This window comes from Streptomyces sp. NPDC005181 (genome assembly GCF_040608395.1).
Taxonomy (GTDB): domain Bacteria; phylum Actinomycetota; class Actinomycetes; order Streptomycetales; family Streptomycetaceae; genus Streptomyces.
This window is the reverse complement of sequence record NZ_JBEXID010000112.1, coordinates 1-16,027: the sequence shown is the minus strand read 5'-3', so window position 1 is coordinate 16,027 and position 16,027 is coordinate 1. Positions and strand designations below refer to the sequence as shown.

The following is a 16,027-nucleotide window of genomic DNA, read 5'->3' as shown; positions in this document are numbered from 1 at the left end:
AGTGACACGCCACTTCGGCGTGCCCACAGGCATATCCGCAGGTCAACCTACATATTCGTGCCCTAGTCGGCACCGCCAACTGTGGAACTCAGGTCAAGGAGCCGTCCGGTCCGTGAGCGCCGTCGCAAGCGAAGGTGAACGACTTGGGGAAGCGGCAAGCGACGGCCATATCCGGCCGGCGATGAAGACGACCAGTATCGCCAACCGGTCTCCTTGGCAGGGAGCTTCGCAGTGCCTGAGCCCAAGCTTGTCCCACAAACTGCCGGCCTGGGGCCTGATGGCATGATCAAGACGTGATCAGCGAACTGCCTCGGCCCGGCGCCGTGAAGTATGTCCTGTTTGATGTCGATGGCACGTTGATCGATGCCGTCGACAATCAGCGCCGGGTCTGGAGAACGTGGGCGGAGCGGTACGGGCTGGACCCCGATGAGGTATACCAAGTGGCGCTGCGGACGAGGCCGATGGAGACCTTCGCGGAGGTCGCTCCGGGCCAGGACCCGCGGGAGTGTCTGGCCGCGTTGCACGAGTTGGAGGACGAGGACGTCCGATCCGGTGTCTATGCGGCCTTCGATGGCGCGTCGGAACTGCTGGGCGCTCTGCCGCAGGGGCTCTGGGCGCTGGTGACTTCGAACTACGAGCACCGGGTGCGTGGACGCTTCGCCCGGACTGGCTTGCCGGTCCCGGACGTCCTTGTGGGTGCGGCGGCTGTCGAGGAGGGCAAGCCATCGCCTGTGCCCTATCTGCACGCCGCATTGCGACTTGGTGCCGAACCGAAGGACTGTCTGGTCGTCGAGGACGCCCCTTCCGGCGTGCAGTCCGGGCTTCGTGCAGGGATGACGGTGTGGGGGGTCAATGCGCCCGTGGCGGTAGATGGCGTGCATCGTCATTTCGGAAGCCTGCGTGAAGCGGTCTGCGACATCCTCGCCTTCACGTCCGGGATCCACCCTCGCCGGCTGGAGGAATCAGCCGCAGTGGAATGATCTTGCTGTGGCTGGTGTGACCACGGCGCCGGAGCCGACTTGGACGGGCCCCATCACGCTGTCTGCCAAAGTCGGGCTTCAAGAACTGCACCGTCGTGGAGTTCTACCTCCACTCCGCCTCAGCACTCGTCATGCACAGCATGCTGATCCGCCATGCAACCCTCCGCTACCGCTGGGACGAGCAAGCCACCACACGCCGCCGCAAGTGATCTATTTGCCGGTCGGTTCTAAAGCAAAGTTCCTTGCTCTAGACTCGGCATCATGGCGTCATCAGGACAGGGAACGGCGAGTCGGCCCGGTGGGCGCAGTGCCCGTGTGGTTGCCGCTGTTCATCAGGCCGTCGCCGAGTTGATCAGTGAGCGCGGTCCCGACCAGGTGTCGATCCCCGCGGTCGCGGCGCGAGCAGGTGTCAATGCGACGAGCATCTATCGGCGTTGGGGTGACGTCCGCCAGCTGCTGGTGTCGGTCGCGGAGAGTCGTTTGACCCCGGACACTCTTCCTCCGAATACCGGCAGTCTCCGGCAGGATCTTGTCGAGTGGGCGGACGATCTGCTGGAGCACATCAGCGCGCCTGAAGGTGTCGTGTCCCTGCGCACCGTCGTCAACTTCGGTGCGGATGACGATGTGCGGCAACGTTGTCTGCGTAAGCGGGCCGATCAGGTTGAGTTGATCCTCGAACGCGCCCGCGCTCGCGGCGGCGTCGTGCCGAGTCCGGATCAGGTGATGGATCACGTTCTCGCGCCGCTGTACTTCCGGGTGATGTTCGCTGTCGAGGCGACGGACAGTTCCTACGCGCACGCTTTGGTCGACGAGCTTCTTAGCGGGAACGGCCGCAAGTGACAGGCTGCCGAGCATCTTGCCGATGTTCTGCCCCTTGAGCATCCCCAAGATGGCTTCCGGGGCATTGTGCAGACCCGGAACGGTGGTCTGCACGTCGGGTAGGCGGCCCTCCCGCAGCCAGGTGACGGCTTCACGATGAAGGTCGGGCCTCCAGGTGTTCGCCGCCCACATTGTCGAAGTAGACACCGAGGCGCCCGGCCATCGGCGCGGGCGTGGGAGGCGCGCCGGATCTCCAGGCCGCGTTGTGACGACAGCTCATTCGGCATGTGTGTTCCTTGTGTGAGCAGCTTCCCGCTGCCGCGCAGGGCATTACGCAAGGCCCCGGCAGGCGTAGGGAGCACGGCTGGGCCTCTTACGAGGGGATGCAGACGGAGCTGCTGGGTTCGCCGGCCGTCAGCGCGGTGCGCTGTGGGGGTGTCTGCAATATGTCTCTGCTTGCCTCGCGGCGGCGCTGGACAGCCATGCCGACCAGCACGGCGGCCGCGAGGGCGATCAGCGCGGCCGCGTAGAAGGTGGCGGTGGTGCGTAGACCGACTTGCGTGGACATGACGCCTGCGGCGATGGCAGGCAGACTGAACGACGCGTAACTCACGACGTACACAGTGGAGAAGAGCGCGGCCCGTTCCTTGGGGGTCGCGAGCGGGGCAATGGTGCCGAAGGCGCCGAGGAATGATGCGCCATAACCGAATCCCGCGACCGCGGTGCCGAGTAGATAGGCGACGGGAACAGTGGCCACGACCGCGAGAATGGTCGTCGCCATGCCCGCGATCATGGCGAGTGAGCCGATGGTCAGCACCTGACGAGGCTCCCGGTGCCTCGGGGTGAACGCGCCCACGGCTCCCATGCCGGTGAGAATGCTGATCACTATGCCGGTGGCGAGATGGCTGTGGACGTGCAGCACTTCCACTGTGAGAGCGGGGCCGAGTGAGAGATGGAAGCCTCCCAGTGCCCACAAGGCCACCAGGGAGGGGGCGCTGATTGCGAAGTGCGGACGGACTCTCGGCGGAATTGACATGGTGGGGCGAAGCGAGGCCAGGGCCCCGGGTCGTCGTTCCGAGGTTTCGGGCATCAGGAAGACGCCGACGGTGGTGACCGCGAAGGCGGCTGTCAGCAGGACGAAGATGAGCGTGGTCGGCGCCGGGGCGTATTGCACGAGCAGGCCCGAGCCAAGGGCACCTGCTGCCAGTCCCAGCGTCGTGGCGACGCCATTGACCGTTGCCCCCAGGCGAGGACTGTGCTTCGGCTGCAGATCGACCAGGCCGGCCGTGATAGCCCCGGTGGCGGCGCCGGTAGCCAGCCCTTGCAGGGCGCGGGCCAGCAGGAGGGTGCTGACGCCGCCGGCAGTGATGAACATTGTCATCGAGCCGGCTTCCAGTATCAGCGCGACGACGAGCACGGGACGGCGGCCTACATGATCGGACAGCGCGCCGACGACGAGCAGTGCCAGGAGCAGAGCTATCGCGTAAAGGGCGAACACGACGGTCACGGTCGTCGCGGAGAAGCCCCATTCGGCCTGGTAGACCGGGTACAGCGGTGACGGGGCGCTGGCAGCGAACAGAAGAAGCAGTTGTATGGCTCCCAGGAGCCAGAACGCGGCAATCCGGGACAGTACCGATTGCTCGACAGCAGGCTCGTGAGCACGGGGCCGGGTCATCGAGGAGTCTTTTCTCGCACCAGAACGCTGTCGGTAGCGCTCAGTGGAGGGTGCGCTGGGTGAACGGGTCACTTCCGGAATGGTTATCACAAAGATTTTTGCTCTAAGCGAAGCTAGCACTCGCCTAGGGCTAAAGCAAACCTCTCGGCCTTTGGTGTCATTCCCGGTCCCCGAGTGGAGGTGGCCGGGGCAACTCTGCGCCGAGCTGCACCACGACGGGAGCGTGCTGCCGGCCGCCAACCTGCCGTACTCGGCACCCCGTCTCGGGGCACGGCCGCGTCGGATACTGCCCAGTTGCGGCAGTAGTGCATCTGCTGTCCGCAGGAAACGATTATCCCGTTGTCGCATCGATGTCGAGCCCGTGCCCGGGGGCAGTGGCTACGGGTGCGGAGCCGCGCCCCAGGGCCTCGACCTGCCCGGCGCTACTGTGGGGTCATGCCGTTTGGACGCGACGGCGGAGGAGATGGCACGCATGTCAACTTCAAGCCACGCGGTGTTCGGCGCTCCGTGCTGGGTCAGTCTCATGGCCCGTGATCTCGAAGCGGCGCAGCAGTTCTACGGTTCCGTCCTCGGCTGGAAGTTCCGCCGTACTCGGCTCGGGGACGCCTTCTCCGTCGGTCTCTACGAGGGAATTCCGGTCGCCGGCATTGGCGCACTCGCTCGGGATCTCGCCGTCGCCGTGGCGTGGACCCCGTACTTTGCCGTTGACGACGCCGATGTGACCACGGCACGGATCTGCGAACGCTGCGCCACGCTGGCCGTCGGTCCCCTCTCCTTCGGCACCGGCCGGGCGGCACTGGCCGCAGACCGTGACGGCGCAGTCTTCGGGATCTGGGAGGGCGAGGTCATCCCGGACTGGGCGGTGGGTCACAAAGGGGCACCCGCGTGGCTCGAGCTGCGCACCAGAGATGCCTTCGATGCCGCCATCTTCTACGGCGAAGTCCTCGACTGGGGCTGCGAGCGACCGGGCTGCTGCCAAGTCGCCTATGAAAACGATTTTGTCGTACTCCGTCATGGTCAAGACACGGTGGCACGGCTCAGCGGCGGAGCCGTGGAGGCTGCTCCCGACCCGCAGGTCCGACCTCGCTGGCATGTCCACTTCCGGGTGCGTGATATCGAGGCTGCCGTTCACACGACCACCCGCCTCGGAGGCAGCAGCGTCTCTCCCGTGGAGACATCCGAGACCGACCACTGGATCACGCTGCGTGACCCGGACGGTGGACTGTTCACCGTCACCTCGCCCCGGCTCAGGGGCTGAGCGCGTCCCGGACAGACGGCTGTTCCGCACTGTTCTTGCGGGCGGTCCGCCTTGCGTCATGAGTCGGCGGCAGGCCGTATGCCCTCGACGACCCTGGCGAGTCGCCCGAGCATGGTGCGGTGCCGGATTTGCAGGAGGGCGTCGAGGGCGGCGTTATGGAACTGCCCGCCCGGCCCGCGCAAGGGGTGTTCGTCGACGATCACAAGGGTGTTGTCGCCCCAGGGCCGGATGTCAAAGGCGATCCGTGCCGTGCCGAGTGGACCGCTGTGCGCCTCGAGTTCGAGCGCACCGGGCCGATCGAGGCGACGAACGGTGGTGTGGCCCTCCTGAGATGACCGGAGTGGTCCGTCGGGACGGCCTGACCGGTCAGTGGTGGGTGTCCCCACACGGACTGCGAGCCAACGCCTAGGAGCACGGCCACGAGCGTCCGGCCAGAGGAGCCGCACCGCCGTCTCTGACCACGCTCGGCCGTGGTGCGTGAAACTCTCACAGGGAGCTTCCCTCATGGCCTCCGAGTCTGCAGAAACAACAGAATCCTCAGACCCTTTTGTGATCACGTTGCCCGGCGTCTACGCGCCGCAGCACGACACGCGGCTGCTCATGGCCGCCCTGGGCCGGGAACACATCGCAGCCGGCGCGGATGTGCTGGACCTCGGGACGGGGAGCGGCGCTCTGGCCGTGCGCGCCGCTCAGCTCGGCGCGCGGGTGACGGCCGTGGACATCGCACGCTGTGCCGTGGCGTCCACGCGGCTCAACGCGCTACTGCACGGTCAGCGCATCACTGTTCGCCGCAGCGATCTGGCCTCTGCCATGCAGGACCGCTGCTACGACCTCATTCTCTGTAACCCGCCGTACGTCCCGGCTCCGTACGCCCGGGTGCCCACGCATGGTTCGTCGCGAGCCTGGGACGCGGGGTTCGACGGCCGGGCGGTTGTGGACCGTGTCTGCGACGGCGCCCCTGCCGCGCTGCGCAGCGCGGGCGTGCTCCTGATGGTGCACTCCGGGTTGTGCGATCCCGCTGCCACGCTGCGACGGCTGTCCCGCGGCGGCCTCGAAGCGACAGTCAGCGCACGCGCGCGCGTCCTGCTCGGGCCCGTTCTCCTGTCCAGGCTGAGCTGGCTTCGGGAGCGGCATCTGATGAAGGCGAACGATTCATGCGAGGAACTGGTGGTCATCCGTGCCGAACGCCCCTGAATCCAGGCGACGTATCACCCTGAACGACAACGGGCCCTGGCTGGTGGAAGGGCCGGTGGAGGTGACTGGAGCCGATGGCACCACCGTGGCCTCGGACCGCTTCACCGTCGCCATCTGTACGTGCCGCCGCAGCCACATCTATCCCTGGTGCGACACCAGCCACCGGCGACGCACAGGCCGGGGCTCCACAGATCGGTCTTCCGACGACGGTCGAAGGCCCGACGAGCCGCGTGCGGAGGCTCGACGCAACGAAGGTCCGGTGGCGAGCCACGAGTTGAGCGAGCGCGACGACGAGGTCTGTGGAGATGTCGGTCAGTCAGCCGAGGAGAGAGGACACGGCTGTGCGGAGCGTGGGTGTTGAGGAGGAACTTCTCCTGGTCGACGCGGAGAGCGGTGAACCACAGGCACTGTCGACGGCGGTTCTGGCCATGGCGGACCGACATGCCGAGGGAGAGTGCGCCTTCGAGTCGGAGCTGCACCGCCAGCAACTCGAATTTGCCACCCGGCCTCAAACCGACATGGACGAGTTGGCGGAAGAGATAATCCGCCGACGGGTGGAGGCCGCCGGTCACGCGGCCAATCTGGGGGCCGCCGTGGTTGCGCTCGCCACGTCTCCGCTCCCCGTCAGCCCGACTATCGGAACCGGCGAGCGGTATCACTGGCTGGAGCAGCATTTCGGACTGACCGCGCAGGAACAACTGACATGTGGATGCCATGTCCACGTGTCGGTGGAGTCGGACGAGGAGGGCGTCGCCGTACTGGACCGCGTGCGGCCCTGGTTGTCGGTGCTGTTGGCCCTGAGTGCGAACTCGCCGTTCTGGCAGGGCCAGGACAGCGGCTACAGGAGCTATCGGAGCAGGGTCTGGGGCCGCTGGCCGTCGGCAGGCCCGGTAGATGCATTCGGCTCCGCGGAGCGCTATCACGAGCAGGTACAGGCGCTGCTCGACACCGAAGTGCTGCGCGACAAGGGAATGATCTACTTCGATGCGCGCCTCTCCCACCGCTACCCCACCGTCGAAGTCAGAGTTGCGGACGTGTGCCTCGACCCGGTGGTCACGGTGCTGCTGGCCACGCTGATCCGTGGTCTGGTCGAGACTGCGGCACGTGACTGGCGAGCCGGTAAGCCGCCCGCCGGGTTCGGGACAGCTCTCCTGCGCATGGCTGCCTGGCGAGCGAGCCGTTCCGGGCTGGAGGACCGGCTGCTCCACCCTTTCAGCATGCATCCCGAACCCGCCGAAACCGTGGCTCGTGCGCTGCTGGCGCATGTGCGCGGGGCCCTGGAGGAGAGCGGTGACCTGAAGGCGGCCGAGGACGCGCTGGGCACGTTGCTCACCAAGGGAAACGGAGCCTGCGTCCAGAGAGACCTGATGCAGCGGACCGGTAGCCTCCGCGCCACCGTTGCGGAGTGCGTAATGCGCACCCGAGGGTGACGGCGAGACTGCGCATGTATCGCAGCGTCGGCTGCGCCGCGAGGCCGGGCGTACGGTTCTCGTTTGCCGCAAGGCCCAGGGACTGGTTCGCTGGGAGGCGAGACGTAACGCGCCGTGATATCGGGGCTGTCCCCGTGCCGCGGGTGTGAGAAAGGGACGGCCGTCATGTGCCGATGGCTCGCATACGCCGGATCGCCTGTCCTGCTGGACGACATTTTGTACAAGCCGGCGCACTCCGTCATCGATCAGAGCCTCCACTCCAAGCTCGGCGTCGAGACAACGAACGGTGATGGCTTCGGAGTCGGCTGGTACGAGCCCGATTCCGGCGACGGCGCGCCGGCAGTGGTCCGTGACACCGGACCTGCGTGGAACAACCGGAACCTTCGTGAGATTGCCAGACACGTACGATCGCCCCTGTTCTTCGCGCACGTGCGGGCCTCTACAGGGACGGCCATACAGCAGTCCAACTGCCATCCGTTCCGACGCGGACGATGGATGTGGATGCATAACGGCGCGGTCACCGACTTTCATCGGCTTCGCCGGGACATGTGTCTGGCAGTCGACCCGGCGCTGTTTTCGTCCATCGAGGGTTCGACGGACTCCGAGGTTCTGTTCTACTTGGCCGTGACGTTCGGCCTTGACCAGGACGTGCCGAAAGCGGTGGCGCAGATGGCCGGCTTTGTGGAGCGGCTGGGCAGGGAACATGGCGTCGAGTACCCCCTCCAGATGACGGTGGCCGTGTCCGACGGCCGATGTCTGTGGGCGTTTCGGTACTCGAGCGAGGGAAAGTCGCGATTGCTCTTCTACAGCAGGAGGGCGGAGACGGTGCGAAAGCTGCACCCGAACCTTGCGCTCCTGCGTGATCTGTCGGACGACACCCGACTGGTCGTGTCCGAGCCTCTGGGCGATCTGCCGGGTGTGTGGAACGAGCTGCCGGAAGGCACTTACACAGTTGTTCCGCGCCGGACCGCGGACTATCATGCTGTGCCGAACGTCGGGTTGAGTGCCGCACCGAGTGCATGTAACCGTCGCGGCTCGAGCGGTGAACTCGCCGTGTCGGTTTGCAGGCTCACGTGGGACAGAGGCGCGCGTGGGCCTGCGGGCGTGACCAGGTTGCGGATCCTCATGCGGAAGAGTGACTGACTGGAAGGCTCTTGTGCAGCGATGTGGCTCCGGTCTGCCAAGCGTTCAAGAATCGGTCTCCGAGACGCTCTTCGACATGCTCGGTCGCCCGGATGCCGAAGACCACATCCGCTGCCAGTTGGGGTTCGTCCGCGAGAAGCCCGCCGATCACCTCGTGACGGACCACTTGCTCATGGACGGCGTCCGCTTCGACGTGTTCGGTGTAGAAGAATTCCGCGGCAGTGCCTGCTTGCGTGCGTTTCATTGCTTGGGCCAGGCGCCGTGAAGCCGGTGACGAGGTTACTTCCACTGCGGCGAAGTGACCCACCAGAGCTCCGCGAAGGCGGCGATGCAGTCCACATAGCGACATCAGATTCACCAGCGCGAGCATTTCGGCACTGCCTTCGTCGAGGTAATGGCCGTAGGTGCTGTTGAGGCCAAGGCCTGCCATCAGGTCTGCGAACAGCTGCGCATGTATGCGTTCCGCACGGCCCCCTCCGTACTCGTCGAATTCGACAGCGGCCATACCTGCCTTCGCGCGGCCGTGAAGCCTGGGCAGCACCCATGCGTGCGGGTCGGTCTCCTTCAGGTGGTACAGCGACCGCTGCATCGCGTATTCGCGCAGGTGCCACAGTTCGCCGTCCTCCTGGAGGAAATGTGACACTCCGGACCCGTGGATCGGTTCGACGAGGATGTGCGCGAGAGCGCCTTCCACGTCGTCTGAGTGCGTGACACCTGACCGCAGGGCGTCCAGGAAGTGATCCTCGAGACCGGCGCGCACCGTCAGAATTTCCGGATCCCATTCCGACCTCGGATCGACTTCGGCGAAACCGCGATAGTGGAGCTCGTAGCAGACGTACATTGCCAGTTGGAGATCGTCGCCGTACGGATCGCAACTCGTTACGCACCCGAGGCCCGGCAAAGAACCGTGCCCCCTCAAGTATGCGATGAGCGCCGCAGTGAGATCGCCGCGTGCCTGTGGGAGATCCGGACTCTTTCCGGGGAGATCCATGTTCTCCTCCTACCCTGTTTTCGGCAGTGGCAACTTGTCACGATGTGGCTTGGCCCGCAGGGCGGAGTCGGGGGGGGTATACGTGGGTTGAAGTATTCCGACCGCTGAGAATGACCGAGTCCCTCGCCGCGGGGCGGGGGACTCGCTGTCCAAGGTCACTCGTCGTCGGTCAAGTCTTCCCAGGGATGTTCTTCCGGGCATCGTCTGCTGCTTCTTTGGCGCGGCCCTTGAGCTGGTCTGCCTTTCCTTCGGCTACCTTGCCGCGGTCGCCGGTCAATTTGCCTATGGCTTCCTTGGCCTTGCCTTTGATCTTGTCTTTGCCGCTTCCGTGAGCCACTGCGTACTCCTCGCATGGACGCATCCTTGCTCTGTCAAGCTAGGGCACGGCTGGACGAGCCGCACGGCGGTAGGGGGCCGACGCCCGTGGTTACATCGGCTCGAGCCGTGGATTCGTCCGGTCGTGCCATTTTCGAGCGGCCCGGCATGGGCCTCACAGTCGGGTTCCCGCCGCCCGCTCTGTGGACGCGGCCCGCGGCGGCATCCTCAGTGGGATCACCAGTTCCATCGGTCGGCGGCGCGTTCGAGAATGCGGCGCGACACAGCGGCGCTGCGGTGAGGGGTCGCTGATCAGTCGGGGGGTGATGTATCGGCGTGCCGGGAGTCGCGCGGGGGAGAGGTGAGGAGTTCCCTGGCGTTGGGGTGGCGAGCCTCGGGTGACTGCGGGCCATGCCATTCGAGGAACAACACGGTGGCATCGTCCTGGAGCCGACCTCCATGATGGTCGAGGATGCCGCGGACCAGCCGGCGCAGGGTTTCCGGTACGGGCATGCCGTCGGCGTTGTGTCGGATGATGAAGTTGATGAAGCGGTCGAGGCCGAATTCTTCGCCGCCGGGGCTGTGGGTTTCGGTGATTCCGTCGGTGTAGAGCATGAGGCGGTCGCCGGGCACGAGCTGGTCGCGGCAGAGGGTGGCGTGGAGGTCCAGGCCCATGCCCAGCGGGGCGCCGGGCGGGCAGGGTCGAGGGCCGGTCCGACGGCCTCCGCGGATTACTACGGGTGGGTGGTGTCCGTGACTGATCCAGCTCAGTTGCCCGGTGCAGAGGTCCAGGTCCACCAACAGGGCGGTCACGTAACGGCTCTCCGCCAGGTGCTGGGCGAGGATCCGCTCGACTGTTCGTCCCGTCTCGATGAGGTCCGCACCGTGGCGGCGGCTGTTGCGGGTGGCGCCCACAGCCAGATTGGCGGCGAGACCTGCGGCAACGTCGTGGCCCATGGCATCGAAGATGCTCAGGTGCACCGTTCCGCCGGCCAGGGCGTAGTCGAAGGCGTCCCCGCCGACCTCGTAAGCGGGCTCCATCGCGGCGCTGATCGTCACGTACTCGTTGGCGAAGGCGCGTGGCGGCATCAGGTTCCATTGCATCTCGGCGGCCACGTTCATGGGCTGAGTTCGCACTCTGCGTGCATAGGAGTCGCTGTGTGCACGCTTCGTCACGATCATCATCGTGACGAGCGTTGCCAACTGGTGCATCAGTGGCTGCAGCGGCTCCCCGGGACCGTCGGTGTCCACGCGCATGACCCCGATCCGCTCCGCACCGTCCAGCAACGGTACCCACCACCTGGTGCGTGGCCCGGGCTCGAACGACGCACTGATGCCCTGGAACGTCCGCCCCGCTTGGGTGCCCTCAACGGACAACTGACCGGTGCCACTGTCCTCGCCGTATCCGGCGTCCGACTCCCGCCCGGTCAGCGGTCGCAGAACACACTCCTGAAGGTCGGAGAGGTAGATCAGAACGTTGTACAGACCAGCCGAGGCGGCATGTTCACGCACAATGTCGGGCAACTGCTCCAGCGCCATGGCGTCGCTGGCGTCGAGCAGCCTGGCCAGCAGCCGTACACCAGTCATGCCCATGCCACCTCACTCAGCCTCCGCCGTGCGACGCCCCGCACCCGAACTGCACTTCCCAGGAGTACAGCACCCACCCGCCTCGGCACGGCGAGTGAGACGAGAAGCCTCCGAGAGCAGGATCACTCCCAACCTACGCCGTGCGAGTGCCCGACCGAGAGACGCACGCCGCGGGAGCGGCGTAGGCCGGCAGATACCCGGCCGGGTGGCGCAGTGATCACAGCAGTGCGTCGAGCGTGATCGGCAGGGACCGGATGCGCTTGCCGGTGGCGTGGTACACCGCGTTGGCGACGGCAGCCGCAATTCCCACCAGACCCACTTCGCCGATTCCCTTGGTTCCGATCGCGCTGGCGCGGTCGGGCTCGCCCACGAACACGACGTCCAGCTCGGGGACATCGGCGTTGACGGGGATGAGATAGTCGCCGAACGTTCCGTTGGCGATGCGACCGGACGGGGCATCCGTGACGGTGTCCTCGAACAGAGCCATACCGATGCCGCCGACGGTTCCGCCGACGATCTGGCTCCGGCCGGTCTTCTCGTTGAGAATGCGACCGCCGTCGATGACGGACACGACGCGCGCAATGCGCAGGAGCCCCAGGTCCGCATCCACGCGCACCTCGACGAACTTGGCGCCGAATGCACCGGAGAGAGCCATCCCGAGCGCATCCGGGGAAGCGGGGGTGCTGGAGCCGGCGGCCGTCAGCTCCGCGAGGCCGTGACGGCTGAGGATGTCGGTGTACGCCTCGCCCCGGTCGGGCCGGCCGGCCAGGTGGATACGGCCGCCTGTGACCTCCACCGACTCGGCCGAAGCACCGTGGAGCGGGGACCCGGAGTCCTTGGCGGCCAAGTCGACGAAGAGCTTGACGAGCTGCTTGCAGGCGTCGTGGATGGCGTTGCCGAGCGCGGCGGTGAGTCCGGAGCCGCCCGCCTGGGGGGCGGCGGGCATGTCCGAGTCGCCGAGATCGAACCGCACCCGCTCCAGCTCGAGCCCCAGGCACTCGGCGGAGAGCTGGGCCATGACGGTGTACGTTCCCGTGCCGATGTCGGTTGCCGCGCTGCGTACCAGCGCGCTGCCGTCGCCGTTGATGGTGGCCTGGGCCCGGCAGCCGACCGCGTACCACGGATAGCTGACACCGGCCAACCCGTAGCCGATAAGCCAGTTCCCGTCCCGCATGGAGCGCGGCGCGGGATCACGGGCGGACCAGCCGAAGCGCTCCGCGCCGACCTCGTAGCACTGGCGCAGCGCCTTGCTGGACCACGGCAGCCCGAGGACCGGGTGCACGTCGGCGTAGTTGCGCTGCCTGAGCTCGACCGGGTCCATCCCCAACTCGTACGCCAGCTCGTCCAGAGCGGACTCCAGCGCGAAGTTGCCCTGCGCCTCGGCGGGGGCGCGCATGGAACACGGGCTGGGGATGTTCAGACGGGCCTGGCGGTCCTGGGTGAACACATTCGGGCACGTGTAGGCGAACACGGTCCCGGCGGCGAAAGGCTCGTAGTCCTCATCCTCCATGGCCAGCGAAGAGACGCTGCGGTGGTCGATCCCCACCAGATCTCCACTGCGGGTGGCCCCGAGAGTGATCCACTGAACGCCGTGGGGACGGTGCCCCACGGACGTGAACATCTGCGGTCGGGTGAGGACGAGCTTGACCGGCCGCCTCAGCTGACGTGCAGCGGCAACGGTGAGGATCACGTGCGGCCACACGCGCAGCCCCATGCCGAAGCCCCCGCCCACGTAGGGCGCGAGGATCCGTACCGAGCTCTCGGGGATCTTGAAGACGGTGGCCAGCTGTGTGCGGACCATGGAAGGCCACTGGGTGGTGTCGTGAACGGTGAGCCGGTCGCCTTCCCAGCCGGCCAGCGTCGCGGCGAGCCCGAGCGGATTGTTGGTGTTGTCCGGCGTCTCGTATGTCGCCTCGACCTTGACCTCGGCGGATGCCAGTGCGGCGGCCGCGTCCCCCCGTCTGTGGTCCATCCCCCAGGGGTTCTCCACCTGCGGTGCCCGCGGGTCCATCAGGTCCAGCAGCGGCTCGGTGGTTTCGTACTCCGCCGACACCAGCCGGGCGGCGGCCGTGGCCTGCTCCTGAGTCTCCGCGACCACGAAGGCGATGTGCTGCCCGTAGTGCAGGATCCGGTCACCCTGCAGGGGGGCGGGAGGCGAGACGCCCAGCCCGCCCGCTGGCCCACGTTCGAGCTTGGGGGCATTGAGGTGTGTGAGTACCGCGAGTACACCGGGTGCGGCCTCGGCGGCCGCGGTGTCCAGGCGCACGATCCTGCCGGCCGGGACGGTGCTCTGCACGAGCGCCCCGTACGCCTGGCCCGGGACGTCGAAGTCCATCGGGTACGGCGCCGCTCCGGCAACCTTGCGGGGGCCGTCGACACGGTTGACACCCGCTCCCACGACCGCCTTGCTTTCGACTGTACTCATACCGAAACTCCAGCCACGGTCTGCAGTTCGCGAACGAGGGTGCGCTGGGCGAGCTCCACCTTGAAGGCCGTACCGGGCACGGTCCAGGCTCCCCGTACGGCCTCTTCGGCTGCCCGCCGGAATGTCTCCGTCCCGGCCGGGGAGCCCGTGAGTACCCGCTCGGCGTCCCAGGCCCGCCACGGCTTCGATCCGACGCCGCCCAGCCCGATGCGGGCTTCCCGGATGATGCCGTCGGAGATGGTCAGTGCCACTGCGGCCGACGTGAGGGCGAACTCGTACGACGCCCGGTCGCGCACCTTCAGGTAGCCCGACCTGACCCCGTCGGGAAGGAGAGGGATCTCCACAGTGTCGATCAACTCGCCGTGGGTGAGCACGTTCTCGTCATCGGGGCTCTCGGACGCCGTCCGGTAGAACTCCGTCAACGGGACCTGCCTCGGCCCGGACACTCCCTGAATGTGGAGGACGGCGTCCAGAGTGACCAGCGCCACCGCCACGTCGGAGGCGTGCAGGGCGATGCACTGGTCACTGGCGCCAAGGATCGCGTGCATGCGCGCGCTGCCCTCGACCGCGGCGCACCCGGACCCTGGAACCCTCTTGTTGCAGTGCGGCACGGCCGGATCGCGGAAATACCGGCAGCGTGTGCGCTGCAGCAGGTTTCCTCCGATCGTCGCCATGTTCCTCAGCTGGGTGGAGGCACCCGCCAACAGCGCATCGCGGACGAGGGGCAGACGCTCGGCGACCGTGGGGTCGGTGGCGAGTTCCTCCATCGTGACCAAGGCGCCGACGTGAAGCGCGTCGCCGACCCGCTCGATGCTGTGCAGCGGGAGCCGGGTGATGTCCACCAGGACGCCCGGAGCGAGCACCCCGTCCTTCATCAGGTCGAGCTGCGTCGTCCCGCCGGCGAGGTACGCGGCGGACGGGTCGCCCGCCACCATCTCCACAGCCTGGCGGGCATCGGTCGCACGGACATACTCAAACGTTCGCATCGTCACCACCCGCTGACGCCGCTTCACGGATGGCCGCGACCATGTGCGGGTACGCACCGCAACGGCACAGGTTGCCGCTCATGAACTCGCGGATCTCCTCGTCCGAGCCGGCCCGCCCCTCGGCCATCAGGGCCACGGCGGACATGATCTGGCCCGGAGTGCAGAACCCGCACTGAAAACCGTCGTGCTCGATGAATGCGCGCTGCACCGGATGTAGCCCGTAGGGGCCCGCGATGCCCTCGATCGTGGTGACTTCACGCCCCTCGCACTGGGCGGCGAGGGTGAGGCACGACAGGACCCGCTTGCCCTCCACATGAACGGTGCACGCCCCGCATGCGCCCTGGTCACACCCCTTCTTCGTGCCCACGAGACCCAGACGGTCCCGCAGGGCGTCGAGGAGCGTGACCCGTGCGTCCAGCCGTACGGAGTAGGCGCGCCCATTCACGTCGAGCGTCACGATCGGATCGGCTGTGGGCGCCAATCCCCGCGCACTTTCTACGTCCACCATCGCATTTCCTCCGGACGGTTCATGATCGGTTCTGAAACGGCCCTGCGTGAACTCTTGTGAGAAAGATGATTGTGTCTGCCCACCGCTGTGGGATGGGACCGATGAGCGCTGTGGAGGCCGATGAGTGCCACAGGCGTGATGATGAGAAGCAAATAGCAAGGACGATGCGCCCACCGCAATGCAGTGCACGATTTTATGGCCGTGATCCATATTGCGCCCGGGCGACACGGCGGCAGGAGAGGGGCGAGCCGGGCCTGCATCGGGTTTTCCGAAGGCCACAGCCGTGTGGTGACAGTCGCCCTCAGGCGTATGCGCCCACCGCTCGGGCGCATCGATGAGCCACCGCAGTCGGCACCTTACCGCTTTGCGCCACCTGCTACGGCCAAGGACAGTGCGGTGATATCGACTTCGGGGGCCGTACGGATATCACGGAGCAGTCCGGCAGCAACTTCCGTCGCATCGGTCAACGATGCGCAGCCTTTCGTCCTGCTCGCTGTCTCCATGACCGAACGTCAGCCGGTCACCGCGGTGGATTACGGGTGGGTCGGCTTTCCCGCGCGCTGCGTCCTGCGGGACCGGGAGCGTTCGTCCCAGGCGGGCAAGCGGGGACAGGGCCATCAGCCAGGGCCTCGGCGTGAAGCGGGTATGACCGTTTTCTGATCATGGAATGTCCAGGATGTGCAGTGGCCGGGTGGCGTCACGGGCGTTCCTCCTGA

The 16,027-nt window shown here is 66.7% G+C and carries 12 protein-coding genes and 4 pseudogenes; 8 read left to right on the top strand and 8 right to left on the bottom strand.

The window, feature by feature from the left end; genetic code table 11:
- Window positions 1-293 precede the first annotated feature (293 nt).
- The 3 genes and pseudogenes from ABZV38_RS35615 to ABZV38_RS35605 all read left to right on the top strand — a co-directional run bounded on the left by ABZV38_RS35615 (window position 294) and on the right by ABZV38_RS35605 (window position 1,820).
- Entirely contained in the window at window positions 294-980 is a 687-nt protein-coding gene (locus ABZV38_RS35615; protein WP_356332592.1) for an HAD-IA family hydrolase, read from the top strand.
- A 92-nt stretch (window positions 981-1,072) separates the two neighbouring features.
- Window positions 1,073-1,189, top strand: a pseudogene (locus ABZV38_RS35610) (IS5/IS1182 family transposase); the annotation flags it as partial.
- A 52-nt stretch (window positions 1,190-1,241) separates the two neighbouring features.
- Window positions 1,242-1,820 carry a TetR/AcrR family transcriptional regulator gene (locus tag ABZV38_RS35605; protein WP_356332591.1) on the top strand — a complete coding sequence of 193 codons (579 nt, stop codon included), beginning with the start codon at window positions 1,242-1,244 and terminating at the stop codon, window positions 1,818-1,820.
- Window positions 1,821-2,172: 352 nt separating this feature from the next.
- Here ABZV38_RS35605 and ABZV38_RS35600 read toward each other — a convergent pair whose 3' ends face one another.
- Window positions 2,173-3,474: an MFS transporter gene (locus tag ABZV38_RS35600; RefSeq protein WP_356332590.1), complete on the bottom strand. Its 1,302-nt coding sequence runs from the start codon at window positions 3,472-3,474 to the stop codon at window positions 2,173-2,175.
- Window positions 3,475-3,946: 472 nt separating this feature from the next.
- Between ABZV38_RS35600 and ABZV38_RS35595 the strand changes: the two genes are divergently transcribed.
- Window positions 3,947-4,732 carry a VOC family protein gene (locus tag ABZV38_RS35595; RefSeq protein ID WP_356332589.1) on the top strand — a complete coding sequence of 262 codons (786 nt, stop codon included), beginning with the start codon at window positions 3,947-3,949 and terminating at the stop codon, window positions 4,730-4,732.
- Window positions 4,733-4,788: 56 nt separating this feature from the next.
- Here the strand turns inward: ABZV38_RS35595 and ABZV38_RS35590 are convergent.
- Window positions 4,789-5,055, bottom strand: a pseudogene (locus tag ABZV38_RS35590) (SRPBCC family protein); the annotation flags it as partial.
- Between the two features lie 181 nt (window positions 5,056-5,236).
- On the opposite strand from ABZV38_RS35590, the gene ABZV38_RS35585 reads away from it, so the two are divergent.
- The 4 genes and pseudogenes from ABZV38_RS35585 to ABZV38_RS35570 form a co-directional block, all read left to right on the top strand.
- Window positions 5,237-5,926: a HemK2/MTQ2 family protein methyltransferase gene (locus ABZV38_RS35585; protein WP_356332588.1), complete on the top strand. Its 690-nt coding sequence runs from the start codon at window positions 5,237-5,239 to the stop codon at window positions 5,924-5,926.
- Window positions 5,927-5,939: 13 nt separating this feature from the next.
- Window positions 5,940-6,098: pseudogene (locus ABZV38_RS35580) on the top strand (CDGSH iron-sulfur domain-containing protein); the annotation flags it as partial.
- Window positions 6,099-6,267: 169 nt separating this feature from the next.
- Window positions 6,268-7,356 carry a glutamate--cysteine ligase gene (locus tag ABZV38_RS35575; protein WP_356332587.1) on the top strand — a complete coding sequence of 363 codons (1,089 nt, stop codon included), beginning with the start codon at window positions 6,268-6,270 and terminating at the stop codon, window positions 7,354-7,356.
- 165 nt (window positions 7,357-7,521) lie between these two features.
- Window positions 7,522-8,313: pseudogene (locus ABZV38_RS35570) on the top strand (class II glutamine amidotransferase); the annotation flags it as partial.
- Window positions 8,314-8,479: 166 nt separating this feature from the next.
- Here ABZV38_RS35570 and ABZV38_RS35565 read toward each other — a convergent pair.
- The 6 genes from ABZV38_RS35565 to ABZV38_RS35540 form a co-directional block, all read right to left on the bottom strand.
- Window positions 8,480-9,490: an iron-containing redox enzyme family protein gene (locus tag ABZV38_RS35565; protein ID WP_356332586.1), complete on the bottom strand. Its 1,011-nt coding sequence runs from the start codon at window positions 9,488-9,490 to the stop codon at window positions 8,480-8,482.
- A 169-nt stretch (window positions 9,491-9,659) separates the two neighbouring features.
- The gene (locus tag ABZV38_RS35560; protein ID WP_356332585.1) at window positions 9,660-9,827 is read right to left on the bottom strand and encodes a CsbD family protein; all 168 of its coding nucleotides are present in this window, start codon (window positions 9,825-9,827) and stop codon (window positions 9,660-9,662) included.
- Between the two features lie 290 nt (window positions 9,828-10,117).
- Window positions 10,118-11,392: a PP2C family protein-serine/threonine phosphatase gene (locus tag ABZV38_RS35555; RefSeq protein WP_356332584.1), complete on the bottom strand. Its 1,275-nt coding sequence runs from the start codon at window positions 11,390-11,392 to the stop codon at window positions 10,118-10,120.
- A gap of 217 nt (window positions 11,393-11,609) precedes the next feature.
- Window positions 11,610-13,817, bottom strand: coding sequence for a xanthine dehydrogenase family protein molybdopterin-binding subunit (locus tag ABZV38_RS35550; RefSeq protein WP_356332583.1), 2,208 nt, complete (start codon window positions 13,815-13,817; stop codon window positions 11,610-11,612).
- Complete coding sequence (locus tag ABZV38_RS35545; protein WP_356332582.1) at window positions 13,814-14,803, bottom strand: xanthine dehydrogenase family protein subunit M; 990 nt, start codon at window positions 14,801-14,803, stop codon at window positions 13,814-13,816. Before ABZV38_RS35545 ends, ABZV38_RS35550 begins: the two co-directional genes overlap by 4 nt.
- On the bottom strand, window positions 14,790-15,311 hold the full coding sequence (locus ABZV38_RS35540) for a (2Fe-2S)-binding protein (protein WP_356332581.1): 522 nt from the start codon (window positions 15,309-15,311) through the stop codon (window positions 14,790-14,792). Before ABZV38_RS35540 ends, ABZV38_RS35545 begins: the two co-directional genes overlap by 14 nt.
- Window positions 15,312-16,027 lie beyond the last annotated feature (716 nt).